The sequence below is a fragment of the Flavicella marina genome, assembly GCF_009193215.1.
Classification (GTDB): Bacteria; Bacteroidota; Bacteroidia; order Flavobacteriales; family Flavobacteriaceae; genus Flavicella; species Flavicella marina.
Map to the genome: position 1 here is coordinate 14107 of NZ_VYVA01000006.1, position 24197 is coordinate 38303.

Genomic DNA, 24197 nt, shown 5'->3' on the forward strand with positions numbered 1-24197 from the left:
TATGTTGTTTTTAGTTGTTTTCTTCTTCATCAGGTGCGATTTCAAGTGCGATATCTGCAGATAAAATCAACTTAATTTTATCGTTACCGTTTAATTTAACAGCGTTTGTTCCAGAATTGAAAGTAATATCTAAACCAACATCAGTTGCCTGTTTTAATAATTCCATTTCAGCATCATTAAATTGAAGTTCTGCTGAACTAGTTGTAGATCCATTTGATTTACCTGTGTTGTCTGTTGGTGCAGCTTCAAATACTGGAATTGACTTTGTAAGTCCTAATAAATTTCCATTTTCCTTGAAAATCAAATTGATAGTACCAGATAAAGGTATTTCGTTGATGGTTGCAACTTTAAGTAGTATGTTATTTAAGTCATCAATATCATCACCCAAATCTAGTTCAATATCATCTTGAGAGATTTTTACATCTGTGAACTTTACATCTAAAGGAACATCAACAGTGACATCAACAGATAATCCATTATTTGTTGCAGAATAGAAATTTTCATTTGTACCTCCAGAAACAGGATTAGCCATACCTGCAACATTCAAATTGAATCTTGTAGGTTTCGAAGATAATAATGCGTTAATGTTCGAGTTTGTATTGTCTAAAGTAGTAGTTGTTACAACAGATGCAGCTCCTGCAGTGTAAGTAGAAATACCATCGAAAATCATATAATCGCTTCCTGCTGCTAATTCATCTGCATCAGTACTTGTGTAAGTTAAGGCTGTAGCAGGAGTTCCAGCACCTGTGTCACCAGAAATTCCACTAACATCGATTCCAATAGGGAATCCAAATCCATTACTTGCTGAGATTGTCATTGAAGCATTCTCAAAAGCAATACCACCATCACCGAAGTCTTCGAAAAAGTCTAAATCTATAGTGTTGTTGTCAACAGAGAAAGCTTCTTGTTTAAAGTCACCATAGACAACATCCGTTCCCGCACCTGTTAATACAGCACTATAAGAAATTTGATCTGAAGCAGTAAGAACATTTCCAGGAGCGAAAGTAAATGTTGCAGACATATTTAAAACAACGCTATTTACAGTGTTGTCAAAACCTGATCCGTCATTGGTGAAATCTGCGTTGTAATCATTCAATAGAACCACCAATTGTTGTGTTCCTGCACCTGTAAAGTTTACAGTTCCAGAATATGGAGAATCGTCTGTTTTTTTCTTGAAAGTAGGAATATCCATCGTCAAAGAAATGGCAGCATCAAATGTTGAGTTAAATGAGATTGTCATGGTACCTGAACTTAGTTCTGCACCGGTTAAATCTTGGCTCAATGCTAAGTCATAAACAACTTGGTTGTTTTGAGCTTTCCCTCCGGCTAATGGTCCAGGAACTGGATCAGGAAGCGTTATAGGAAATGTAGCAGGTGAAATGTCTGAAGCCGTTACAGGAGTTGCAACTGAAGAATTAATAGTAACATCATTAATTTCAACATCAAAAGCAGTTTCGTTTCCTCCTGAAATACTTTCAGTATAAGAAAAAGATAAATTTCCATTAGCATCTTCATCCAAAGAAGAAACCTCTAATTCGTCAAATAATTCAGATAAAGTATAGGTCGCATGCCCAACAGGTGCTTTTAGTCCCCCATCCCATACAAAATCTTCAATATCGCTATCAAAATAAGAGACATCACACGATGTGAATGTCGTTGCTATAGCGAACAGCAACATAGTTAAATAAGCAGTTTTTTTCATAAAATTTATTTATAAAGTGAGTATTAATGGTCTGTGTACAAATATAGGAATAAAATATTAACATAATTTAACAAACGTATTTGTAGTGCTCTTTTTGGTGTAAGCGGTATATTTGCAATCATTAATGATTTTATACTAAAATATGGTACGTAGAATTACGGGATTTTCAAAGCTTTCCAAAGAAGAAAAGATTGATTGGTTGGTGAAAGCATTTTTCAATCAAGAGTCCATTACTAAAGAGACTTTAAAAAGTTATTGGAATACAGATGAAAAGTTACAAAGGTTACACGATGATTTTATAGAGAATACCATTTCAAATTTTTATTTGCCCTTTGGAGTGGCACCAAATTTTATTATTGATGGAATAGATTATACGATTCCTATGGTAATAGAAGAAAGTTCTGTAGTTGCTGCAGCTTCTTTGGTTGGGAAATTTTGGAGTACTAGAGGTGGTTTTATAACGACAATTTTAGGTACAAAAAAAATTGGCCAAGTACATTTTATGTATGAAGGAAATACAACCGACATCGAGGCATATTTTAATGGAATAAAATCTGATTTAATTGAAAGTACCGAGGCAATTACTGCAAACATGCGTAAACGTGGCGGTGGAATTTTAGACATAGAATTGCGTTCAAAAACAGATCAATTGGCTAATTATTACCAATTGCATGTGACGTTTGAGACGAAAGATTCAATGGGGGCGAACTTTATCAATTCTTGTTTAGAGGCTATTGCAGCTCGATTTGAGAAAGATGGTATACAAATAGTAATGAGTATTTTATCGAATTATGTACCTGAATGTTTGGTTCGTGCTGAAGTGTCTTGTAAGGTAGAAGAATTGATTCAAGGAACATCTGAAATTGACCCGTTGGTATATGCTGAAAAATTTAAAACGGCTGTTGCCATTGCCAACGTAGAACCACACAGAGCGGTGACACATAACAAGGGAATAATGAACGGAATTGATGCTGTCGTGTTGGCTACAGGAAACGATTTTAGAGCAATTGAAGCTTGTGCGCATGCTTATGCGGTGAAAGAAGGAAGCTATAAGAGTTTGACTCAATGTGAGGTGAAAGATGGTGAATTTCGTTTTTGGATAGAAATACCTTTGGCTTTAGGAACTGTAGGAGGATTGACAGCTTTGCACCCAATGGCCAAGTTATCTTTAGAATTGTTACAAAATCCTTCAGCTGAAGAATTGATGAAAATTATTGCGGTTGCAGGATTGGCTCAAAACTTTGCAGCTTTAAGAGCATTGACAACGACTGGGATTCAAAAGGGACACATGAAAATGCATTTGATGAATATTTTAAATCAACTTGGCGCGACAAACGAACAGAAAGAAAAAACGGTAAAATATTTTGAATCTATTCCAGTTACGCATAGTGCGGTTCATGAATTTTACAAAACCTTGCAATAAATGGAGCGTTTTTATAGTAATGGTAAATTGCTGATTACCGGTGAATATGCTGTTTTAGATGGAGCTAAATCTTTGGCCTTGCCCACGAAATTTGGACAGAGTTTAGAAGTAAGTCAATTAGATGTTCCGGTGTTGATTTGGGAAAGTTTTACCTGCGAAAAACAACTATGGTTTCAGGCTGAAATTCAGTTGAATCAATTGCAAGAAATGAGCCATGACCCAAAATTAAAAACCCTGCAAGAAATATTACTTGCTGCTCAAACCTTGAATCCAGAGTTTTTGAAAGATGGCAAAGGAGCGTTTGTTCAAACATTTTTAACATTTCCGAACGAATGGGGGTTGGGTACTTCATCAACATTGATAAATAATATTGCAAGTTGGGCAAATATAGATGCTTTTCAATTGTTACAAACCTCTTTTGGAGGAAGTGGGTATGATATAGCTTGTGCTCAGAATAATACAGCCATTCATTATCAATTGGGGAATGATTCTCCTTCGGTGATTCCATTTAAGTTTTCACCCGAATTTATAGATCGAATTTATTTTGTTTATTTGAATCAAAAGCAAGACAGTAAAGAAGGAATTCAGCTGTATAGAAATACTGAAGGTGATAGAAATACTCTGATCGAAAAAATTTCAGAAATCACAGAGAAAATTACGATTGAAAAAAGTTTTGAGGTATTTGAATCACTCTTAAAGAAACATGAACAATTGATTGGGGAATTTATCAACATTGTTCCGCTACAAGATCAGTTGTTTTCAAATTACCAGGGCGCAATTAAGAGTTTAGGAGCATGGGGTGGTGACTTTATTTTGGTGACCGGAGATGTTTCAACACCAGATTTCTTTCGAGAAAAAGGATTTGATACGGTATTGACCTATAAAGAAATGATTCTTTAAACTATGGAAGCAAAAAGAGATGTGATTATTGTTGGTGGAGGTGCTGCAGGTTTTTTTACAGCGATTACTGCGAAAGAGTTGAATCCAAATTTACAGATTACCATTCTGGAAAAAGGAAAAGAGGTTTTGCAAAAAGTTAAAATCTCTGGAGGAGGTCGTTGCAATGTTACACATGCCTGTTTTGTGCCGAAAGATCTTACAGAATTTTACCCAAGAGGTAAAAAAGAATTGTTAGGGCCTTTTCATCAGTTTATGACAGGTGATACTATGGAGTGGTTTGAGTCAAGAGGAGTTCCTTTAAAAATAGAAAAAGACAACCGAGTTTTTCCACAGTCAAATTCATCACAGAGTATTATTGATTGTTTTCAAAAATTAGTTGACAAATATAATATTGAAGTTTTAAAAAATCATGGGGTAAACTCTGTGATAAAAGAAGACAATTTATGGAAACTAAATACGAGTAAAGGAATATTTTGTTCTGATAAATTGGTGGTTACTGCAGGAAGCAGCAAAAAAGTTTGGGATCTTGTCTCAAGTTTAGGGCACAAGATAATAGAACCTGTTCCATCGTTGTTTACGTTCAATATAAAAGACAGTCGCTTGACTGATTTATTGGGAGTTTCTGTACCCAATGCAACTGTAAAAATTATAGGAACTAAATTAGAAAGTCATGGTCCATTGTTGATTACGCATTGGGGAATGAGTGGTCCAGCAGTTTTAAAATTATCAGCTTTTGGAGCAAGAATTTTAGCAGAAAAAAAATATGTGTACGAAGTAGAGGTCAATTGGTTGTCGAAACCTTTTGGGCAAGTTGTACAAGAGTTACATAAAATAAAAAAAACAAATTCAAAGAAACAGATTGCTTTACGTTCTCCGTTTGAACCTATTTCTAAAAGGTTGTGGGAGCGATTTGTAACTACAGTAGGTGTAAATCCTACTAGTAGGTGGGCAGATTTGAGTAATAAATCTCTTGATGAAATTGCCAGTCAATTGACAAAAGCAGTTTTTAAAGCAAGCGGAAAAAGTACCTTTAAAGATGAATTTGTTACAGCTGGTGGAATTGCGTTAAAAGAAATTAATTTCAAAAAATTTGAAAGTAAATTACACAATAATTTATTCTTTGCAGGTGAGGTTTTAAATATTGATGCAGTAACAGGCGGATTTAACTTTCAAAATGCTTGGACAGGTGGCTTTATCATCGGAAATGTCTTGGCAGAAAATTAAAACCCTAGTTGTAAAAATACCTCAAAAGCATTTGTTTTTGTAGGGTTGCTTAGGTTGTTGTTTAATAAAAAACTTTGACGCAAACCTAAAGCAATAGGAGCTATGTTGAAATAGATATTGTCAAAAATTAATTCGGCACCATATGAATTTTGATTCAAACTTATTGGGCTGATTACGATAATTGGATCAAATTCTGTTCCTTCAATTGTATATTCATTCGTCTGTAATACACTGGCATCAAAAAATGCATTCAATCTGATACGTTTGAAGTAGGTGATTCCCCAAATACCGAAATCAGGATAGAGTAAAGGTAATTCGTAGTTTGAAGAGATTTTTACAACTTCACTGTTTACAATTCCAGAGTATCCTCTAGCGTATCTAAAAGTATCAGAATAACGGTATGTGTTGGAGAGGAGTTCTTTTTGCCAATTCAATGCAAAATTTAAACTGTGGTTTTTTACGATACCAGGAAAGAAAAACAAACTGTTGATGTAGAGTTTTTCAGCGGTTGATTCATCGTTACTTTTATTGTAGTTGATGTTTATGTACTGTCCCCATCTAGGAGCAACATTTTGCAAAGCTCTTCTTCTTATGTTTGAGAAGGTAAAGCTCGATTCAAATGCACCGAAATCTAAGTTAATCGAATCGTCTAGACTGTAATTAGAGGTGCTATGTTGTATGTAGTTGAATGCTAATTTTAGCGATTGAGAATAATTGCCTTTGTAGCGAGAGAGTGGGATAGAAAATCCTCCTCCATAAAAGATTTCATTAAAACTTGTTGAAAACCCAATGTCGTTAAACCCAAACGTTGAGTTTCTATCTAGTGTTGCAGTATTAAAATTCCAATTTAATAAACCTCTACCATATGAGATGTTTGCTCTCAGGCTGTTTGTGTTTTCGTTTAGGTTTCTCAATACAGCGACATTCGCATTAAAATCGTTTAATATGTTTTTAAACTGAACATTGGCACCAAGTGTGTTGGTAGATGTTGTAGAAGTTGTCAATCCCCAACTATGTAATTTTGTTCCTCTAAAAAAACTAGAATACTCTTTTATATCGTAGGAGTTTTCTGGTATAGAATCTAAAATTGAGTGTTCAATCTCAGTTGTTTTTACATTGTAAAATGCATCTAAATTTTTAAAAACAAAATGCTTTGCAGTATTCGTTTTTTGCTCTCTTAGCTGGTAACCATTACTTGTAAATTCACTAAAAACAATTTTTTGTTCATCTTCAGTGATGTTCGGAAAATAGGCGCCTACTTTTACTGATGTGATTTTTTTTAGTTGTTTGTTTCCGAAAGTATCGATGCTGTAAATATTGTCAATGCCGCTAAAGGCACCAGAAAAATAAATTTTTTCGTCCCCTACAGAATATTGGCCAATTGTAAAGTTGGTCCAATCGGATAGTTGAATTGTTTTTTTTGTTTCAAATGTATATTTGAAAAAAGCAAGTTTTCCCTGTTTTTTTGCTAAATAGATAAGAGCTTTGTCATCCTTCGTCCATTTAGGAGTGCTTATAAAAAGAGATTCTTTATTTAGTATGGTTTCCAATACATGTCCTGTTTCTGCATCGATTAAATCAATCTGATAAGATATGTTTTCAGAATATTTTACTGCAGCAATTTTTTTTGTATTTGAATTGTATGATGGAGAAAAATAACGTTGCTTAGTTGTAATTGTGTTTTTTGATTTGGTTGTCAAATCATAGGTTACAATATTGCTATAATTTTTGTTAGCATATCTAGGGTCACGTTGGTGCTCTGTCCAAACCAATTTGTTCTCAGTACTTGCAAGATATTCTTGTGCAGAAATACCTATTGTTGTCAGTTTTTCTTCGATTCCATTATCCAACTGAACGATATAGGGTGTCTCTTGAAAACTTTTTTTAATTGCAATGATACTTCCATCTTTTCGATAATGAGGAAAAGTGTAGTGGGTAATTGTTTTGTTGTTTTTTGTTATTTTTTTGGTTTCTAAAATGTCGAGTTGTGCTGCTTCAGATACCCATTTTTCTTGTAAGGCAAGGGCACTTTCTTTATACATTTTTGTTGTGGTTAGTCCGGTATGTGCTTTCATTGCACTAGAAAAAGGGTAAAAACCATATTTGTATTTTCCGGCATCGGCCAATATTTTACTTCCTTTTTCGATGCCGTAGTTGTTTCTTACATGATTGTTAATCATATAGCCTAAAGGATATATGTTTGGTACAATGTCTTTATAAGAGCCGTTTTGTGCTTTGTGATACGAGTAGATTTTTCCTTCTAAAAACAAAGCTCGTTGTTCTTTGAAAAAATAGGGGATTCTCCCTCTTCCGTTTTCAGACAAAAGAGTTTCAGACAAAACGGCATCTCCTTCCAAATACCAAGAAGGGATACTAAGTCCCTGACTAGCTGCCCATCCATTTTGACCAGCAATGACATGAAATATTTTTGTCAATCCTCTATTTGCATTTGCATATTGAAGTGCATGTCGGTATTCGTGAACCGAAAGCAAGTCGAGCCAATCAGGAGTTCCTAAAGAGGATTGGTCTTGTGGACTGATGGCAAAAAACTCCGATCGGTATGGAGATAGCGTAACAAAACCATTCGAGATCGTTTGCTGATTTTGTAGGACGAGGTCAATTTTTTTTGATTTTTCTCCTACTGATATAGTTTTGTGATTGTGAATGTACTCAATTACATCAGCGATTCTTCTGGCTTGAGCACTTGTACCTCTCGGGAAAATAATTTTTACATTTTCATTTTCAATTGTTTTCCAATTGATATTGGCATCATGATTTCCGATAGTTTGCGCAGATCCAACGAAAGCACAAGAAAGTACAAGAATTAAAAGAAGACGAAGTGTAGGTTTCATAGCAAATGGTGAGAGGTTTATTGAGCCAATTCTCCTCGGTGAGGTTTTAACGCATCTCGATAGGTTTTCATATCAACTTCATCAACAACAATGAAAGCAGTGGCGTGCATTTCTGAAATTTCTGAAAAATCAATCTCGTAAAAATGCAATTTTTCTAGGTTGGCAAATTCTTCTAAATGAATGCAATGGTGTTTTGCAGTACCTAAACCAGTAGGGCCTTTAAAATCCCATATAAGTTTTAATTTTCTATTCAAAATACATGTTTGTTAATTGTGATAAACAAATGTAGTAAAAACAATAAAGTGACATTGACGAAACTCAAAATATGTATCTCTTGTTTGGGAGTCTATTTCGTTAAATGAAGTATATTTGTCAAAAATTTTAAGATTTGACTACAGAAAATTTTATAGCAAGTTCAAGTTTAGCGCTTATAACTTCCGGAAGTACTACTTGGAAAACTCCGAGTAATATTGCGTTAGTGAAATATTGGGGAAAACGTGATCCGCAATTACCAGAAAATCCATCTATTAGTTTTACGCTGAACAATTGCCATACAATTACAACTTTGTCTTTCGAAAAAAAAGAAAATCTAGCAAGCGATTTCGAATTCAAGATTGTTTTTGAAGGCGAAGAAAAACCTTCGTTTCAACCAAAAATTCAGAAGTTTTTTGAACGAATTGTTGCCTATGTTCCTTTTATCAAGGCTTATAAATTTGTAATTAGTTCAGAGAATTCTTTCCCTCATAGTAGTGGAATTGCATCTTCAGCGAGTGGTATGTCAGCTATTTCGATGTGTTTGATGCAATTAGAAAAGATGTTAGATCCAAGTATAACTGAAGAGTACTTTTATAAAAAAGCATCGTTTTTAGCTCGTTTAGGTTCAGGAAGTGCATGCAGAAGTATCAAAGGAGAATTGGTAGTTTGGGGTGCACATAAAGATATTGAAGGGAGTTCTGATTTATTTGGTGTTCCGTTTTCTTCTGAAGTTGCTCCAATCTTTAAAAATTACCAAGACACGGTTTTATTGGTCGATAAAGGCGAGAAACAAGTTAGTAGTACTGTTGGTCATGATTTGATGCATGGGCATCCCTATGCAAAGAATAGGTTTGCTCAGGCAGTAGACAATATTTCTAAAATGAAAAATGTTTTAGAAAAAGGTGCAGTAAAAGAGTTTATCGAACTTGTAGAAAGTGAGGCTTTGACGTTACATGCAATGATGATGACAAGTCAACCTTATTTTATTCTAATGAAACCGAATACCTTAGAGATTATTCAAAAAATTTGGAGCTATCGTGCAGCAAACAATTCTAATATTTGTTTTACGCTTGATGCTGGTGCCAATGTTCACATATTATACCCCAAAGTAGAAAAAGAAGCGATTCATAGATTTATCGAAGAAGAGCTTTCGGTTTATTGTCAGAATGCTCACTATATCCACGATGAAGTTGGTGAAGGTGCACAAGAAATTAAATAAATATGAAACTAAAGGGAATAGTAGTTTTCTTTTTTATGGTGTCTGTAAGTAGTGCTTTTTCGCAAAAAGACACGATTTGGTTTGATGCGAATTGGAAAGCGGTACAAAAAGATTCTTCGAGTTATTATCGATTGTCAGAACATAAAGAAGTTCGCTTTAAAGACTTTTATCATTTTACGGATTATGATAGTTTAGGTGTTAAGTTGAAGACCGGAGTATCGTTAGAAGAAAGATCAGATAAATTTGAGGGAGAAGTGGTGCACTATCACAACGGCGAAAGAATTGCCGAAAGAATTCTTTATAAAAATGGGTTTCCTTACGGAACACACAGGGTTTATTACGAGTCAGGGAAATTAAAAAGCGTTAAAACGTATGCCTATTCTAAGTTAAATGGTCCGAGCAAGGTGTATTTTGAAGATGGTGCTTTGAAAGAATCGGGTGCGTATGAAGATGGTTTTCGAAGTGGAGAATGGAAGGTGTACCATACCAATAGAAAATTAAAAGAACAAGGACAGTACCATAAAGGCCATAGAGTAGGTGTGTGGAAGGTGTATTATTACAATGGTACTTCTCAAGAGTAAAAACGGTAATAACTTGAATGTGTGCAAAAAAACGTATCTTTGCAACAGCTATAGTAAATAAATACCCTATGAAAGGACCTTTATTTTATGCCAAAATATTATTGTTTGGTGAGTACGGAATCATAAAAGATTCTAAAGGATTGGCAATACCGTACAATCATTACCAAGGGGCATTAAAAATTTCTGATTCTCAAACAGAAATTACTGAAAAATCTAACCAAAACTTATTAAAGTTATATCGATACTTGTCAGAATTAGATACTGATTTGGTTCGTTTTAATTTGAAAGGATTCAAAGTTGATATTGATAATGGAATGTATTTTGATTCTAGTATACCTCAAGGATATGGAGTTGGAAGTTCTGGAGCTTTAGTTGCTTCGATATATGATAAATATGCAATAGATAAGATTACAGTTTTAGAAAATCTTACAAAAGATAAATTGCTAAAGCTAAAGCAGATTTTTTCTTTGATGGAGTCATTTTTTCATGGCAAAAGTTCTGGATTAGATCCGTTGAATAGTTATTTGAGTTTGCCAATATTGATCAACTCAAACAAAAATATAGAACCTACAGGGATTCCTTACCAAAAGGAAGGAAAAGCTGCTGTTTTCTTGTTAGACTCTAAGATTATAGGTGAAACAGAGCCTATGGTGAATATCTTTATGAACAAGATGAAAAACGAAGGTTTTAGAAAAATGTTTAGCGAAGAATTTGCGACCCACACCGATGCTTGCATCGATGATTTTTTACAAGGTGATGTAAAATCTCTTTTTTCTAACATGAAAAGCTTGTCAAAGGTGGTGTTAGAAAATTTCAAACCTATGATTCCTTCTGCCTTTCATAAATTATGGAAGCAAGGGATAGATTCAAACGATTATTACTTGAAACTTTGCGGTTCTGGTGGTGGTGGTTATATTTTGGGTTTTGCTAAAGATTTTGAAAAGGTAAAAAAACAATTGAGCGACTACAATTTAGAGCTAGTTTATAGATTTTAAAATGGATCTATTAGAAATCTCTGAACAAAATAAAAAAGCCAAGCGATCTATTTTATACGGAGTATTAGGGATGTTGTCTGTTATGAGAGGGTACAATATTCTCGTTGTAGTGATTGCACAATACCTAGCCTCTATTTTTATCTTTTCTCCAGAGAAACCTTTAAGAACGATTCTTTTAGATTTTCATTTGTTTGTAACAGTATTTGCTACCAGTTTGGTAATTGCAGCTGGTTATATTATCAATAGCTTTTACGATTCAGAAATTGATCGAATCAACAAACCGATCAAATCAAAAATTGACAATTTTGTAAGTCAGAAAACCAAATTAAAAACATATTTCGCTTTAAATGCATTAGGGTTTTTGTTAGGTTTTATTGTTTCTTGGAGAGCAGCCGTATTTTTCGCAATTTATATTTTTGCTATCTGGTTGTATTCCCATAAGTTAAAAAAACACCCAGTTGCAGGTTTGTTGTCTTCGTCTGTTTTGGCAATGTTGCCCTTTTTCGCTGTTTTTGTTTATCATAAAAATATATCTGAAATTATTTTTACCCATGCTGCTTTCTTGTTTTTTATCATTACCATACGTGAGTTGATCAAAGATTTAGAAGGAGTGAAAGGAGCTTTTGTAAACGATTATCAAACGATACCTGTAAAATATGGAGAAAGGTTTACTAAAATCTTGATTTCAATAGTGGTGGTGTTTTCATTGAATCCAATTTATTTTTTATGGAAATATCCAGAAATAGGGGAGATGAAATATTATTTTTATCTTGTGTTTACTGTGTTTTTAATGTTTCCGTTTCTTTTATGGAAAGCTAAGAGTATACAACAGTACAATGTGCTGCACAATGTATTGAAGTTTCTAATCGTTTTAGGTGTTTTTAGTTTGGCGCTCATAGATACTTCAGTGTTGATAACTAGAATTTTACAGAAAATATAATCTAGATTTCTTTTCTTAGATTTTCAAACTGAAAATCAATATTAAACTGTATTTTTGCAAAAATTAAAATTTTAAAAATGAGTACAGAAAGAAACTCGTCGAGAGGACGACAGGGATCTAATAAATCCGCATCGAGAAGAACAAATAATTCACAAGGAAGTTTTAAAAAGCGACCAAGTAAGTTTGAGAAAAAGGCTCCGGCAAAACCTGTGAAGACAGATGCAGATGGAATTAGATTGAATAAATACATTTCTAACTCGGGTGTTTGTTCTCGAAGAGAAGCAGATGTGTTGATCGCAGCAGGTAGTGCTATGGTTAATGGAAAAGTGATCACTGAAATGGGGTACAAAGTTCAATTGACAGACGAGGTTCGTTTTGATGGAGCACTTATAAATCCAGAAACGAAACGATATGTTTTATTGAACAAGCCAAAAAATTACATAACCACTATGGACGACGAACGCGGACGTAAGACGGTTATGGAATTGGTGCATATGGCGACTAAAGAACGCATTTACCCAGTGGGTCGTTTGGATAGAAATACAACTGGTTTGCTGTTGTTTACTAATGATGGTGAGTTGGCAAAAAAGTTGACACACCCTAAACACAATGTACGTAAGTTATACCATGCATCTTTAGATAGAAAATTTGCTGTCAAAGATTTACAAACCTTGAGTGAAGGTGAGTTCATGGTAGAAGGTAAAAAGGTTTTTATTGATGATGTAGCTTATGTTGAAGGGGCTTCAAAATCAGAAGTTGGGATTGAAATTCATTCAGGAAGAAACAGAATTGTTAGAAAGATTTTTGATACTTTGGGCTACAAAGTAGTAAAATTGGATCGTGTGATTTTTGCAGGAATGACGAAAAAAAATATTCAAAGAGGTCATTGGAGACATCTTACAGAGCAAGAAGTTAGTAATTTAAAAATGATATAATTACCACTTCTTTTCAAATAAAAAAAGCCTTTTCAAATGAAGAGGCTTTTTTATTTGTCTGAAGTTTTTACTGCATGAAGCATTTCCCTTTTTCCTGGAGGGCCAGGCAATTTGGTTACCGTAAAACCAACGGAAATCATTGCTCTTCTTACACTTCCTTTTGCAGAATATGTTACTAATATTCCATTTTCTTTCAGTGAATTGTACATCTTATGAAAAATTTCTTCTGTCCAAAGTTCAGGTTGTACTCTAGCACCAAAAGCATCAAAATAAATAAGATCAAACGTATTTACATCGTCGATATCTTTGATAAATTGTTGTCTTTTGGTCAAGTAGAAGTCTTTGTGCACTTCTTGCTTTTTGTTCCAATCAAACAAGTGCATTTCTTCAAATTTGTGTGAAAAGTTTCGTGCTTCCAATTCCGACACGTAATTCAATTGCAAAATCTCATCCTCCTGAATTGGATAGGCTTCTACTCCTGTGTATTCTATTTTTAAATTTCTTTTAGCGGCTTCAATTAAGGTAATAAAGCAATTCAAACCTGTTCCAAATCCTATTTCAAGTATCGATAAGTTAGAGCTGTTGTGAGTTTCTAAACCATTGCGAATAAATACATGATAGGCCTCTTGAATAGCCCCGTGCTTCGAGTGGTATTGCTCGTCCCATTCAGGCATGTGAATCGTAGTGGATCCGTCAGAAGTTATGATGATTTCTCTTTTCAATTTGAAACTGTTAATTTGACAACAAATATACCTAAAGGATTTAGGATTGCTAAAAAAATGATTTATTATTTGAGTTAAGAAAAATAGGAGGTCAATTTCATGCGATAATTCATAGGATAAGATGTCTATTATCAATAAAAGTGTTATTTTTGTATTCTTGTTTATAGGAAACAAATTAGATCATGATATTAGATAAAACAACAGAAATCGACATCCAAAAAGTTACAGAATCTAAAATCTCACAGATAGATTTTAGCAACCTTGCTTTTGGAAACGTCTTTACAGATCACATGTTAGAGTGTGATTATAAAGATGGCAAATGGCAAACGATCAAAATTAGACCTTATGGTCCAATAACTTTAGATCCATCTGCGAAAGTCTTTCATTATGGTCAAGCAATTTTTGAAGGGATGAAAGCATACAAAGATGATATCGATCAGATTTGGATGTTCAGACCTGATGAAAATCAAAAAAGATTGAACAAATCAGCGGTTCGTTTAGAGATGCCAGAATTTCCAGAATCATTGTTTTTTGATGGTTTAGAAACTTTGTTGAACATTGAAAAAGATTGGATTCAGAAAGAAGAAGGAAGCTCTCTTTACATACGTCCGTTTGTAATTGCAACTGAGGCAGGTGTATCTGCGAATCCGGCGAAAGAATATAAATTTATGATTTTATGTTCTCCAGCACAATCTTACTATAGTGGTGAAGTTCGTGTATTGTTTGCCGATACTTACAGTCGTTCAGCGAGTGGAGGTGTAGGTTTTGCAAAATGTGCAGGAAACTATGCTGGGCAGTTTTACCCAACGAAGTTGGCAAATGAAGCGGGTTACCAACAAGTAGTTTGGACAGATGCTAGTACACATGAAAATCTTGAAGAAGCTGGTACGATGAATGTTTTCTTTAGAATTGGAGATAAAATTATAACAGCTCCAACTTCTGATAGAATTTTAGATGGAGTAACTCGTAAGAGTGTATTGACTTTGGCTGAAGATTTAGGTATCGAAGCTGAGGTTAGAAATATTTCGGTGTACGAAATAGAGGAAGCTGCAAAGAACGGAACGTTGCAAGAAATGTTTGGAGCAGGAACAGCTGCCGTAATTAATCCGATACTAGGTTTTCACTTTAGAGGGAATGATTACGAATTGCCAAAATTAGAAAGTACGTATGCTGATTTATTCAAAGATAAAATTACAAGCATACAAACAAAGAAGGCCGAAGATAAATTTGGTTGGACCTATAAAGTTAGGACTCTTTAACCTACAACAAATTACGAATCAAAACTTGTGTGAGTTACTTGCACAAGTTTTTTGGGATATAAAAAGACCTCCATTAACCTAAATATTATGGATACACTATTAGATAAAGCTAAACAAAACATGATTTCAAAAGGTTTTTTAGACGTAGAATCGTCTGAGAAATTGGATTATGTGAAAGAGATTGAGAAATTAAAGAAGGAGAAGAATGCGGTAATTTTAGCTCATTATTATCAAGAAGATGCTATTCAAGATATTGCTGATTTTGTGGGTGATAGTTTGGCTTTAGCTCAAGAAGCTGCTAAAACAGATGCGGATATTATTGTTTTTGCTGGAGTTCATTTTATGGCTGAAACAGCGAAAATTTTAAATCCTGATAAAAAAGTATTATTGCCTGATTTAAAAGCTGGATGTTCGTTGGCAGATTCTTGTCCACCTGCAGATTTTAAAGCTTTTATCGAGGCGCATCCAGATCATAAGGTAGTGACATATATCAACTGTTCTGCAGAAATAAAGACTTTAAGCGATGTGGTTTGTACTTCTGGAAATGCAGTAAAAATTATTGAATCTTTTCCGAAAGATCAAAAATTAATTTTTGCTCCAGATAAAAACCTGGGAGATTATTTAAACAAAGAAACTGGTCGCGATATGTTGCTGTGGGACGGTGCTTGTATGGTACATGAAGCTTTTTCTATTGAGAAATTGTTAGATATACATAAAGAGCATCCAGATGCTGAGATTATTGCGCACCCAGAATCACCTTCTCATATATTAAAAACGGCTTCGTTTATTGGTTCTACTGCAGGTTTGTTAAAGTATGCAAGAGAGAGTAAGAAAGAAAAATTTATTGTTGCTACTGAAGCTGGTATTTTACATGAAATGATTAGTCAAGTGCCAAATAAAATTTTAATTCCTGCTCCAGCTGAAGAAGACAATACTTGTGCTTGTAGTGAATGTGCATACATGAAATTGAATACCATGAAGAAATTGTACAATTGCATGAAGTACGAATTGCCAGATATAGAAGTTGATAAAGAATTGGCTGAAAAAGCATTGTTACCTATCGAGAGAATGTTGGCACTTTCATAAATAATTTTTGATAGTATTTCACAAAGATGATTAAAACCGATTACCTTGTTATAGGCTCTGGTATTGCTGGGTTAACCTATGCTTTGCGTGTAGCACATCAGTCAAAAGATGTCAACGTAATTATAGTTACCAAAGCAGATAAAAGCGAATCAAATACCAAATATGCACAAGGAGGAATTGCCACTGTACACGATTTAGATATCGATTCTTTTGAGCAACACATTCAAGATACATTGATTGCAGGAGATGGTTTGTGTAATGAAGAAGTTGTGCGTATGGTTGTTGAAGAAGGACCGGCTCGTTTGCAAGAATTGATTGATTGGGGAGTTCAGTTTGATGAAAATAATATCGGTGATTTTGATTTAGGAAAAGAAGGTGGTCATTCACAAAATAGAATACTACATCATAAAGATATTACAGGCTACGAAATCGAGCGTGCTTTATTGGTGATGATTTCGAAAACTCCGAATATTCAAATTCTTGAAAAACATTACGCGATTGATTTTATTACGGAGCATCATTTAAAAGAAACAAATGAAGAGACTTTGTCTGATATTACGTGTTTTGGAGCATATGTATTAGATAAGAATAGCAATGAAGTAAAGACGATCGTTTCTAAAATTACAATGGTTGCTTCTGGAGGTAGTGGTCAAGCATATACTACCACAACAAATCCACTGATAGCAACAGGTGATGGTATTGGGATGGCTTATAGAGCCAAAGCTCAAATAGAAGATGTAGAATTTGTACAATTTCATCCAACCGCTTTATATCAGGTGCCACAAGAATCACCTGCATTTTTAATATCTGAAGCGGTGAGAGGGTTTGGAGCAAGATTAAGGACTGCCAAAGGAGAGTTCTTCATGAAAAAATATGACTCTAGAGAAGAGCTTGCATCAAGAGATATTGTCGCCAGAGCCATAGATACTGAGTTGAAAGCGAGTGGTGACAATTACGTGTTTTTAGATTGCACACATTTGAATTATAAAAAATTCAAGAAGCATTTCCCGAATATATTAGAAAAATGCAAGAGCTTGGGCATAGATGTTCGAAAAAAATGGATTCCTGTTGTTACAGCAGCTCATTATATCTGTGGAGGAATTAAAGTTGATATGGATGGTAGAACATCAATCAAAAATTTATATGCTTGTGGAGAATGTACTTCTACAGGTTTGCATGGAGCAAATAGATTAGCATCAAATTCATTGTTAGAAGCATTGGTTTATTCACAGAGGTGTTTTGTTAATAGTTTGCATACTATTAAGAATGTGTCTTTTAATGAAGAGGTTCCGGAGTGGGATACTACAAATACATCACAGAATAAAGAAAATATATTGATTACCCATGGGCGTTCGTCAGTGCAAAAAATCATGAGTGATTATGTAGGAATTGTTCGTTCAAATAGACGTTTGAAAAGTGCTGAAAAAAGGTTGAGCGTTATTTACGAAGAAACTGAAGAATTATATAAAGAGTCAATTATTTCTGTGGAACTATGTGAGTTGAGAAATTTAATTACAACTGCTTATTTGATCTGTAAGTTCTCAATGAATAGAAAGGAAAATAAAGGAGGATTCTTCAATAAAGATTTTTCTTAAATCTAGCTTTGCAGTTAATGAAAACTGCAAAACCAGACTGTATTACTGTAAAATTTTCTTCTAGAATTTAGTTTTCATAGCAATTCCCACACTTGAAACTTTTTTACAGTATAATAATAGGTTTTAAAAATCGATTTAGAATCAAATTCTCTCTATTATTATGTTTTTTTGCCTTTGCAAAATAACTCTTAGGGGTACTACAAATGTACTCTTAACAGCCAAAATCGGCAATCCGTAAAACTAGTGTAATTTTTATCTCCCTATTTTTAGGGATAAGACTATTGGTTTAATATTTTTTCAATATTTGGTTTGAAATAATCAGGGCCTTTCAATACTTTTCCATCTTCACGATAAATAGGTTTTCCATCTTCTCCCAACTTACTCATGTTACTTCTTTGTATTTCATTGAAGACTTCTTCTATTTTATATTGCATACCATGTTCTAGAATAGTCCCACAAAGGATGTACAACATATCTCCTAAAGCATCAGCTACTTCAATAATATCATTGTTATTTGCTGCTTCTAAGTACTCTTCGTTCTCTTCGGCCATTAAGTTGAAACGCAACTTGTTTTTAGCTTCACCTAAATCGGCAATTGGCTCATGGTTGATACCTAATTTAAAAGATTGATGAAATTCTTGAACAGCTTTTATTTTGTTTTTCATTTTATAATATTTTCGAAATTATTTTTTTAGGATTCGCTATCTCCTTTTGTTTTGATTATTTTTGCCTAAAATACAAAATTATGTTTAGTAGCGGACAGTTGGCTTTTGCCGGTTTTTTTGTGGTAGCCTTTATAGCACTGATGATTTGGAGTTACAGAAAAGATATACAACGTCATAAATTGCATTATAAAAATGTAGGCTACAAAGTCGGTATTGCTTGTGTGGTCGTGATTTTTGTTTTTATTGTGTTAAGAATACTGATTCATTAAACCAATGGTTCTGTTTGGTTCAGTAAATTGTGATCCAAAACAATTTGACCTTCTTCGCTAAACTTTACTGAAGATTTGAATTGCACATTTGTTTGCAAGTCTTCAAATTGATACGAATGTAACTTGTATACTTTTTGAGCAAACGAATCTTCGTGGTACTGAAATAAGATGTACAAATTGGCCTTCAATTGTTGCAATTCTTCGTCGCTGTATTTGTAAAGAGGACTCGTGTGGTCAATTTTATGGACAAGGGTCCACATCGTTGGTAGATAGGTTATTTTCTCCCTTTCAAGTTTTAATTGATAAAACGAACGTTTGAATTCACCTGATTTGTCTGATTCACTTATCGTTAACGTTACTTTGATCTCTGGTTCAATCATTATTGTAGTTCGTTTGCTAGACAGTCGGAACATAAGTGCTCTGTCTTCTTCAAATTTTCGAACTAAGAATGTTCTGCTAAATCGAACCGAGGGTTTGGGTTTTGAAAATCTACCATATAGCAAACCTGTAATGAATGAAAAACTCATGAGACCTATAAGAGCTTCTATAGAAGAAACAATACCACTTAACAAACTCGTAGGAGAGATGCTTCCATACCCAACAGTTGTAATGGTTTGAGCACTAAAATTAAAAGCATTTACAAAGTCGCCCCAAAATCCTACCGGTAGACTTGATAGATGTTCTATGCCTATCCATAGATAAATAAACGCAAAAAAGGTATTCAATAAAATAAAACCTAGGGTAACCAGACTCAAAAAAGAAACCCAAGACAAACTCAATAAATAGGTGTATAAATCATCGAAATTTCTTTCTCGATTTAGGTGTAAGATATTGGGACTTCCATCAGGGTTGATAAAGCTTTGAACATTTTTATCTGATGAGTACCCTAAACCAGGATCTTTTATTTTTCTTGCCATAGTAACTGCGCTAAAGACAAATATAGAAACTTTCTAATGAAATATATTTTCACCGTTTCTGCTTTTGTTGTAAATTATCCACATAAAAAGCAGAGAGTGTTATTTGCAATACTTGTTCAAACAGCTATAATTCAAACTTAATTTTATTTGTATTAACATGTTTAGTTTTTCATTAAATCACATCGCTATTTCAGTCAAAGATGTCAATAAATCTATTGAATTTTATAAAAAAGTGTTGGAACTTCAAGAAATAGAGAATACTGCTTCAAACTCAAAAACAAGATGGTTGTCATTGAACGAAGGAAAACAACTTCACCTTATTCCTCGACCAGATGCTGAAATAAAAATAAATAAAGCTGTACATTTCGCTTTAGCTACTGCAGATGTATCCTTATTTATAAAACATTTAGAAAATTTAAAGATTGATTATTCTGATTGGCTAGATACACCCACTAAAAATTACATTAGAAAAGATGGTGTAAAGCAATTTTATTTTCAAGATTTAGATGGCTATTGGATTGAAATTAACGAAGCTGTTTAATATAGACCTACTAAGTAGTAGCTAAAATTATGAATTAGACCGATATGTTGTGTAAAAAGTTACTTGTCGTTTTCCTTTTTGGGATATTGCTGTTTTCATGTAAAACAGTGAAAAAAAGCACACAAGTACTTGACAAACAAGAAGTGGTTGTCATCGCAAACGACAGTCTTGAATATGAAATTATTATTATAGATCAAGGTTTTCAAACCTATTTAAATAGTATTGCCAAGCCAATGTGGTATTATTCAGAATCATATTATATCATTAAGAATAAATTCTATGTAACAGAGTGGAATATTCGTGTCAGAGAGCCTTATAGATATCAGCCAGCTATTTACGAACAGAGAATAGATTATGACCCCAATGCCAACTATGGACTGGAAGTGAATTACAAATTATACAATTACTTTAAGTTTGTAGAGTATAAGTACAAAGTTAGTTTTTTGTAGTCTTTAAAAATGCTATTGCAAGATATACCCATCCGGCAATTAAAAACAAACCTCCGATCGGAGTAACAAACCAAATAAATTTCGCAGGTATTTTTAATGCTGTTAATGCATAAATTGAACCTGAGAATAACACGATACCGGTTAAGAAAAATAAACTAATTCGTTTGCTTGTCTTTGCATTTAATTTTTGGGTTGTGTTTACAATCAACAATACGATCACATGTAGCATTTGATAACGAACACCAGTTTCAAAGCTTTTTATCGAGTTTTCTGATAAGACATCTTTCAAAGCATGGGCACCAAATGCGCCTAAAACAATTCCTAGAGCTCCTAAAATTGCTGTGAAAAAAAGTAGGTTGGTTTTCATAAAATCATAGTTTTTGCGAAGTTATCGATTTTTTGCTTGTGTAACTAATGTTACTTTCCACACCAAATTCATGCTGTACTTTTGTGGTATAAATTTAAAGTTATGGAAGCAACGATAAGTAAAAAGCCACAAATGTATTCTTATAAAGCGTATACAGAAGAAGTAATTTCGTTATTTGATAAAGGTTTGGTTTCGGGTGATGTTCAGTCAGAGGCTCTATTACAAACAACAGAAATGAACCTGCACCGAATGAAAAGACATGACGCGAAAACAAAATTGTCTGATGAGATCATTGCATTGGATGCTACTCTAAAGAGAAAATTGTCTTGGTATGTATTGATAGAAGGTTGGTGTGCCGATGGTTCACAAAACCTACCAATTATTGCGAAAATGGCTGATGCTTTTTCTAATATTGAATTGAAAATAATGTTCAGAGATGAAAACCCTGAAATCATGAATCAATATTTGACAAATGGAGGAAAAGCGGTTCCTAAATTAATTTGTTTTGATTCAGAAACAAACGAAGAGTTGGGTACCTGGGGACCTCGTCCTATGGCAATACAAGAAAAAGTTGTAGCTTACAAAGAGACGCATCCAGAAATGGATAAAAATGATTTTGCTGCAAATTTGCACAAGTGGTATGCGAAAGATAAGTCAAAATCTATTCAGTCAGAATTTGTTGAATTAATAAAAAACTGGAGGTAATATGCTCTATAAGAAAATGGTATTCGCGTTGTTTCTGGCAATCACTGTCGTGAGTTGTCAGAATAAAAGTGAAACAGATCTAAATGTAGAAGAATTTGAACGTAAAATTTATCAAGAAGATAGTTTTTTATTAGATGTTCGAACTCCAAGTGAAGTTGCAGAGGGAATAATAGAGGGAGCGACAGTTCTTGATATCATGAGCAGTGACTTTTATAATAATTATAGAACGGTACCTAAAAATAAAACAATTTATATCTATTGCAGGTCTGGGAGCAGGAGTGGAAAGGCTGTGCGATTTTTTAAAGAACAAGGATATACTTCTGTATTTCATTTAGAGGGAGGAATGAATGCGTGGAAACAATCAAATAAAAAAATAAAAAAAAGAAATTAATGGGATTATTAGACTTTTTAGGAATCGGTAAAAAAAGAAAGAAAATGATACAAGAAGTTTTAGAAAAAGGAGCGGTTATAATTGATGTTCGTTCAGAAGGAGAGTTTCAACAAGGGCATGTTGCAGGAAGTATTAATATGCCATTGCCAACGATCACAGGTCAGATAAATAAAATTAATAAAATGAACAAACCTGTGGTTCTGTGTTGTGCAAGTGGTATGCGTAGTGGTTCTGCAACTTCGATATTGAAAGGAGCAGGAATTGAGTGCTACAACGGAGGAAGTTGGGTGAATTTGAATTGATATTCGAAATTATATAGAAAAAAAGGCTTTCAGAGAAATTTGAAAGCTTTTTTTATAACTTCAAATAAAAATCTTTCACCAAGTTTTTATATGCGTCAGTATAGTGATGGCGCGAAATTTCTAATGTTAAACTTTCTTCAATGATTGAAGATTCTTCAAAAGAAAATTCCATCAAACTTCTTTTGATTGGACTGGTTGCTGTTCCTTTAACCCTGCAAACTCTATTCAAGTGGAGGTTGTTCTGTTTTGCGATCTCGGTAAATGTAGCTTCTTCTTTAAAAGGAATAACAAGAGAAAAAATGCCGTTTGGAGTTAAAAGTTGAGCCGCTGCATTAGCCAGGTGTTCAAAAGGCATAGCGTCTTCAAAACGAGCTAGGCTACGTTCTTTATTTTCTGAAGGATTTGCATCTGTGTAAAAAGGAGGATTGCTAATAATCAAATCGTATTTGTCGTCGATTTCTTCTGCAAATTCTTGCAAAGAGGCATGGTAGCAAAATAAGCGATCGCTCCATGGACTATTCTCGAAATTTTGAACAGCTTGTTCGAAAGCAGGCCCGTCAATTTCGATAGCATCTATAATTTCAGCATCACTTCGCTGTGCTAGCATTAAGCTTATTACACCAGTTCCCGTGCCTAAATCTAGCGTTGAAAATTCATTTTTCACCGTTGCCCAAGCTCCCAATAATACACCATCTGTACCAATTTTCATGGCACATTGATCTTGTTGAACAGAAAATTCTTTGAATTGAAAAGGTTGTTTGCTCATATGTTGCTTATCAAAAGAGTATTAGCGATACATATCAACTAAACCTTCAGGGGTTTTAAGATGCATTATTTTATTTTCGCGATCTACTTTAATGATGAATTCATCCAACATTGGAATCAACATTTGGGCAGATCCAAATGCAACTTCAAATAAGGGTTGAGCGGTAGTGTCATTGACACCTGTTATCGTACCAATATTCCCGTATTTTTCATCTTCAACTTGAAAATCTATAATTTCATGAAAATAAAACTTCTTACCGGTTAGTTTAGGTAGCAAATCCAATGGTAGATAGATGCCAGCTTTTAGAATAGCTTCTGCATCTTCTTCAGAATCGATGTTTTCGAATCGAACTCTGAGTTGATTCCCTTTTTGTAGTAAAGAGTTTTCAATAAAAAATGGAATCAAGTTATTGCCTAAATTGACAAAAACTGATTCCATTTCTTGGTACATTTCAGGTTCATCGGTATCTAATTTGATAACAACTTCACCTTTAAAACTGTGTTTTCTAACGATTTTGCCTAAATAAAAACAATCTTCTTTACGCATCTCGTTAAAATGATTTACTCAGCAGCTTTTTCTTCAGTAGCATCTGCTTCTGGAGCAGCTTCTTCAGATGCGGCAGCTTCAGCAGCAGCTTCTGCTTCTGCAGCAGCAGCCTCAGCTTTCAATGCATCTTCTGCAGCTTGAGCGTCATCAATACGTTTTTGGTTTACTGCTTGTTCAGCTGCAAATGCTTTTGCTTTTGCTTCAGCCTCAGCTGCAGATAATCCGTCTTTCTTAGCTTGAATTCTTGCTTCTTTTTCAGCAACCCATGCGTTGAATTTTTCTTCTGCTTGTTCTTCAGTGATAGCTCCTTTACGAACTCCACCTACTAAGTGATTTTTCAACATTGCACCTTTGTAAGATAAGATTGCTTTCGCAGTATCTGTAGGTTGTGCTCCGTTTTGTAACCATTGAACAGCTCCGTCAACATCTAAATCGATTGTTGCTGGGTTTGTGTTAGGGTTGTAAGTTCCTAATTTCTCTAAGAATTTACCATCTCTTTTAGAACGAGCATCTGCTGCTACGATTGAATAAAATGGTTTTCCTTTTTTACCGTGTCTTTGTAGTCTAATTTTTACTGACATAATTTAAATT

27 protein-coding genes are annotated in these 24197 nt (G+C 34.1%); 17 read left to right on the forward strand and 10 right to left on the reverse strand.

Going from position 1 to position 24197, the window contains the following annotated elements:
• Window positions 1-10: 10 nt before the first annotated feature.
• The gene (locus tag F6P99_RS11860) at window positions 11-1702 is read right to left on the reverse strand and encodes a hypothetical protein (RefSeq protein ID WP_152287709.1); all 1692 of its coding nucleotides are present in this window, start codon (window positions 1700-1702) and stop codon (window positions 11-13) included.
• A 142-nt stretch (window positions 1703-1844) separates the two neighbouring features.
• Between F6P99_RS11860 and F6P99_RS11865 the strand changes: the two genes are divergently transcribed.
• Genes F6P99_RS11865 through F6P99_RS11875 form a run of 3 tightly spaced genes read left to right on the forward strand, consistent with a single transcriptional unit; the run spans window position 1845 to window position 5249 of the window.
• Window positions 1845-3125, forward strand: coding sequence for a hydroxymethylglutaryl-CoA reductase, degradative (locus F6P99_RS11865; RefSeq protein WP_152287710.1), 1281 nt, complete (start codon window positions 1845-1847; stop codon window positions 3123-3125).
• The gene (locus F6P99_RS11870) at window positions 3126-4025 is read left to right on the forward strand and encodes a GYDIA family GHMP kinase (RefSeq protein WP_152287711.1); all 900 of its coding nucleotides are present in this window, start codon (window positions 3126-3128) and stop codon (window positions 4023-4025) included.
• A 3-nt stretch (window positions 4026-4028) separates the two neighbouring features.
• Window positions 4029-5249: a BaiN/RdsA family NAD(P)/FAD-dependent oxidoreductase gene (locus F6P99_RS11875; RefSeq protein WP_152287712.1), complete on the forward strand. Its 1221-nt coding sequence runs from the start codon at window positions 4029-4031 to the stop codon at window positions 5247-5249.
• Here F6P99_RS11875 and F6P99_RS11880 read toward each other — a convergent pair.
• The gene (locus F6P99_RS11880) at window positions 5246-8101 is read right to left on the reverse strand and encodes a TolB family protein (protein WP_152287713.1); all 2856 of its coding nucleotides are present in this window, start codon (window positions 8099-8101) and stop codon (window positions 5246-5248) included. The two genes, F6P99_RS11875 and F6P99_RS11880, sit on opposite strands and share 4 nt — an antisense overlap.
• A 17-nt stretch (window positions 8102-8118) precedes the next feature.
• Window positions 8119-8355 carry a hypothetical protein gene (locus tag F6P99_RS11885; RefSeq protein WP_152287714.1) on the reverse strand — a complete coding sequence of 79 codons (237 nt, stop codon included), beginning with the start codon at window positions 8353-8355 and terminating at the stop codon, window positions 8119-8121.
• A 134-nt stretch (window positions 8356-8489) separates the two neighbouring features.
• Between F6P99_RS11885 and F6P99_RS11890 the strand changes: the two genes are divergently transcribed.
• The 5 genes from F6P99_RS11890 to F6P99_RS11910 all read left to right on the forward strand — a co-directional run bounded on the left by F6P99_RS11890 (window position 8490) and on the right by F6P99_RS11910 (window position 13026).
• Window positions 8490-9575, forward strand: coding sequence for a diphosphomevalonate/mevalonate 3,5-bisphosphate decarboxylase family protein (locus F6P99_RS11890; protein WP_152287715.1), 1086 nt, complete (start codon window positions 8490-8492; stop codon window positions 9573-9575).
• 2 nt (window positions 9576-9577) lie between these two features.
• Window positions 9578-10156 carry a toxin-antitoxin system YwqK family antitoxin gene (locus F6P99_RS11895; RefSeq protein WP_152287716.1) on the forward strand — a complete coding sequence of 193 codons (579 nt, stop codon included), beginning with the start codon at window positions 9578-9580 and terminating at the stop codon, window positions 10154-10156.
• Window positions 10157-10224: 68 nt separating this feature from the next.
• On the forward strand, window positions 10225-11151 hold the full coding sequence (locus tag F6P99_RS11900; RefSeq protein ID WP_152287717.1) for a mevalonate kinase family protein: 927 nt from the start codon (window positions 10225-10227) through the stop codon (window positions 11149-11151).
• A 1-nt stretch (window position 11152) separates the two neighbouring features.
• On the forward strand, window positions 11153-12091 hold the full coding sequence (locus tag F6P99_RS11905) for a geranylgeranylglycerol-phosphate geranylgeranyltransferase (RefSeq protein ID WP_394349543.1): 939 nt from the start codon (window positions 11153-11155) through the stop codon (window positions 12089-12091).
• 77 nt (window positions 12092-12168) lie between these two features.
• Entirely contained in the window at window positions 12169-13026 is an 858-nt protein-coding gene (locus F6P99_RS11910) for a pseudouridine synthase (protein ID WP_152287718.1), read from the forward strand.
• Window positions 13027-13076: 50 nt separating this feature from the next.
• On the opposite strand, the gene mnmD is transcribed toward F6P99_RS11910, so the two are convergent.
• Window positions 13077-13748: a tRNA (5-methylaminomethyl-2-thiouridine)(34)-methyltransferase MnmD gene (gene mnmD / locus F6P99_RS11915; protein WP_152287719.1), complete on the reverse strand. Its 672-nt coding sequence runs from the start codon at window positions 13746-13748 to the stop codon at window positions 13077-13079.
• Window positions 13749-13930: 182 nt separating this feature from the next.
• Between mnmD and F6P99_RS11920 the strand changes: the two genes are divergently transcribed.
• The 3 genes from F6P99_RS11920 (at window position 13931) to nadB (ending at window position 17688) form a co-directional block, all read left to right on the forward strand.
• Window positions 13931-15007 carry a branched-chain amino acid aminotransferase gene (locus tag F6P99_RS11920; protein ID WP_152287720.1) on the forward strand — a complete coding sequence of 359 codons (1077 nt, stop codon included), beginning with the start codon at window positions 13931-13933 and terminating at the stop codon, window positions 15005-15007.
• Between the two features lie 87 nt (window positions 15008-15094).
• Window positions 15095-16093, forward strand: a complete 999-nt coding sequence (gene nadA / locus F6P99_RS11925; RefSeq protein ID WP_152287721.1) for a quinolinate synthase NadA — start codon at window positions 15095-15097, stop codon at window positions 16091-16093.
• Window positions 16094-16119: 26 nt separating this feature from the next.
• On the forward strand, window positions 16120-17688 hold the full coding sequence (gene nadB, locus F6P99_RS11930) for an L-aspartate oxidase (protein WP_152287722.1): 1569 nt from the start codon (window positions 16120-16122) through the stop codon (window positions 17686-17688).
• A 278-nt stretch (window positions 17689-17966) separates the two neighbouring features.
• On the opposite strand, the gene F6P99_RS11935 is transcribed toward nadB, so the two are convergent.
• Window positions 17967-18353 carry a pyrophosphohydrolase domain-containing protein gene (locus F6P99_RS11935; protein WP_152287723.1) on the reverse strand — a complete coding sequence of 129 codons (387 nt, stop codon included), beginning with the start codon at window positions 18351-18353 and terminating at the stop codon, window positions 17967-17969.
• 80 nt (window positions 18354-18433) lie between these two features.
• Between F6P99_RS11935 and F6P99_RS11940 the strand changes: the two genes are divergently transcribed.
• Complete coding sequence (locus F6P99_RS11940) at window positions 18434-18622, forward strand: hypothetical protein (RefSeq protein ID WP_152287724.1); 189 nt, start codon at window positions 18434-18436, stop codon at window positions 18620-18622.
• Here F6P99_RS11940 and F6P99_RS11945 read toward each other — a convergent pair.
• A complete protein-coding gene (locus tag F6P99_RS11945) occupies window positions 18619-19539 on the reverse strand; it encodes an ion channel (protein ID WP_152287725.1) in 921 nt (306 codons plus the stop codon). The genes F6P99_RS11940 and F6P99_RS11945 overlap by 4 nt on opposite strands.
• A gap of 157 nt (window positions 19540-19696) precedes the next feature.
• Between F6P99_RS11945 and F6P99_RS11950 the strand changes: the two genes are divergently transcribed.
• Both F6P99_RS11950 and F6P99_RS11955 read left to right on the forward strand, forming a co-directional pair.
• On the forward strand, window positions 19697-20080 hold the full coding sequence (locus F6P99_RS11950) for a VOC family protein (protein WP_152287726.1): 384 nt from the start codon (window positions 19697-19699) through the stop codon (window positions 20078-20080).
• Between the two features lie 44 nt (window positions 20081-20124).
• On the forward strand, window positions 20125-20529 hold the full coding sequence (locus F6P99_RS11955; RefSeq protein WP_152287727.1) for a DUF6146 family protein: 405 nt from the start codon (window positions 20125-20127) through the stop codon (window positions 20527-20529).
• Here the strand turns inward: F6P99_RS11955 and F6P99_RS11960 are convergent.
• Window positions 20516-20896 (reverse strand): DUF423 domain-containing protein, encoded by a 381-nt coding sequence (locus F6P99_RS11960; protein ID WP_152287728.1) that lies wholly within the window; start codon window positions 20894-20896, stop codon window positions 20516-20518. The genes F6P99_RS11955 and F6P99_RS11960 overlap by 14 nt on opposite strands.
• A gap of 102 nt (window positions 20897-20998) precedes the next feature.
• Here F6P99_RS11960 and F6P99_RS11965 point away from each other — a divergent pair, with 102 nt between their 5' ends.
• The 3 genes from F6P99_RS11965 to F6P99_RS11975 are packed head-to-tail and all read left to right on the forward strand — an operon-like array spanning window position 20999 to window position 22294.
• The gene (locus tag F6P99_RS11965; protein ID WP_152287729.1) at window positions 20999-21601 is read left to right on the forward strand and encodes a thioredoxin family protein; all 603 of its coding nucleotides are present in this window, start codon (window positions 20999-21001) and stop codon (window positions 21599-21601) included.
• 1 nt (window position 21602) lies between these two features.
• Entirely contained in the window at window positions 21603-21992 is a 390-nt protein-coding gene (locus tag F6P99_RS11970) for a rhodanese-like domain-containing protein (protein WP_152287730.1), read from the forward strand.
• The gene (locus tag F6P99_RS11975; RefSeq protein ID WP_152287731.1) at window positions 21992-22294 is read left to right on the forward strand and encodes a rhodanese-like domain-containing protein; all 303 of its coding nucleotides are present in this window, start codon (window positions 21992-21994) and stop codon (window positions 22292-22294) included. Before F6P99_RS11970 ends, F6P99_RS11975 begins: the two co-directional genes overlap by 1 nt.
• A 52-nt stretch (window positions 22295-22346) precedes the next feature.
• Here F6P99_RS11975 and F6P99_RS11980 read toward each other — a convergent pair whose 3' ends face one another.
• Genes F6P99_RS11980 through F6P99_RS11990 form a run of 3 tightly spaced genes read right to left on the reverse strand, consistent with a single transcriptional unit; the run spans window position 22347 to window position 24187 of the window.
• Window positions 22347-23060, reverse strand: coding sequence for a tRNA1(Val) (adenine(37)-N6)-methyltransferase (locus F6P99_RS11980; RefSeq protein ID WP_152287732.1), 714 nt, complete (start codon window positions 23058-23060; stop codon window positions 22347-22349).
• A gap of 21 nt (window positions 23061-23081) precedes the next feature.
• Window positions 23082-23606, reverse strand: coding sequence for a ribosome maturation factor RimM (gene rimM / locus F6P99_RS11985; protein WP_152287733.1), 525 nt, complete (start codon window positions 23604-23606; stop codon window positions 23082-23084).
• A gap of 14 nt (window positions 23607-23620) precedes the next feature.
• Window positions 23621-24187: a 30S ribosomal protein S16 gene (locus F6P99_RS11990; RefSeq protein ID WP_152287734.1), complete on the reverse strand. Its 567-nt coding sequence runs from the start codon at window positions 24185-24187 to the stop codon at window positions 23621-23623.
• Window positions 24188-24197 lie beyond the last annotated feature (10 nt).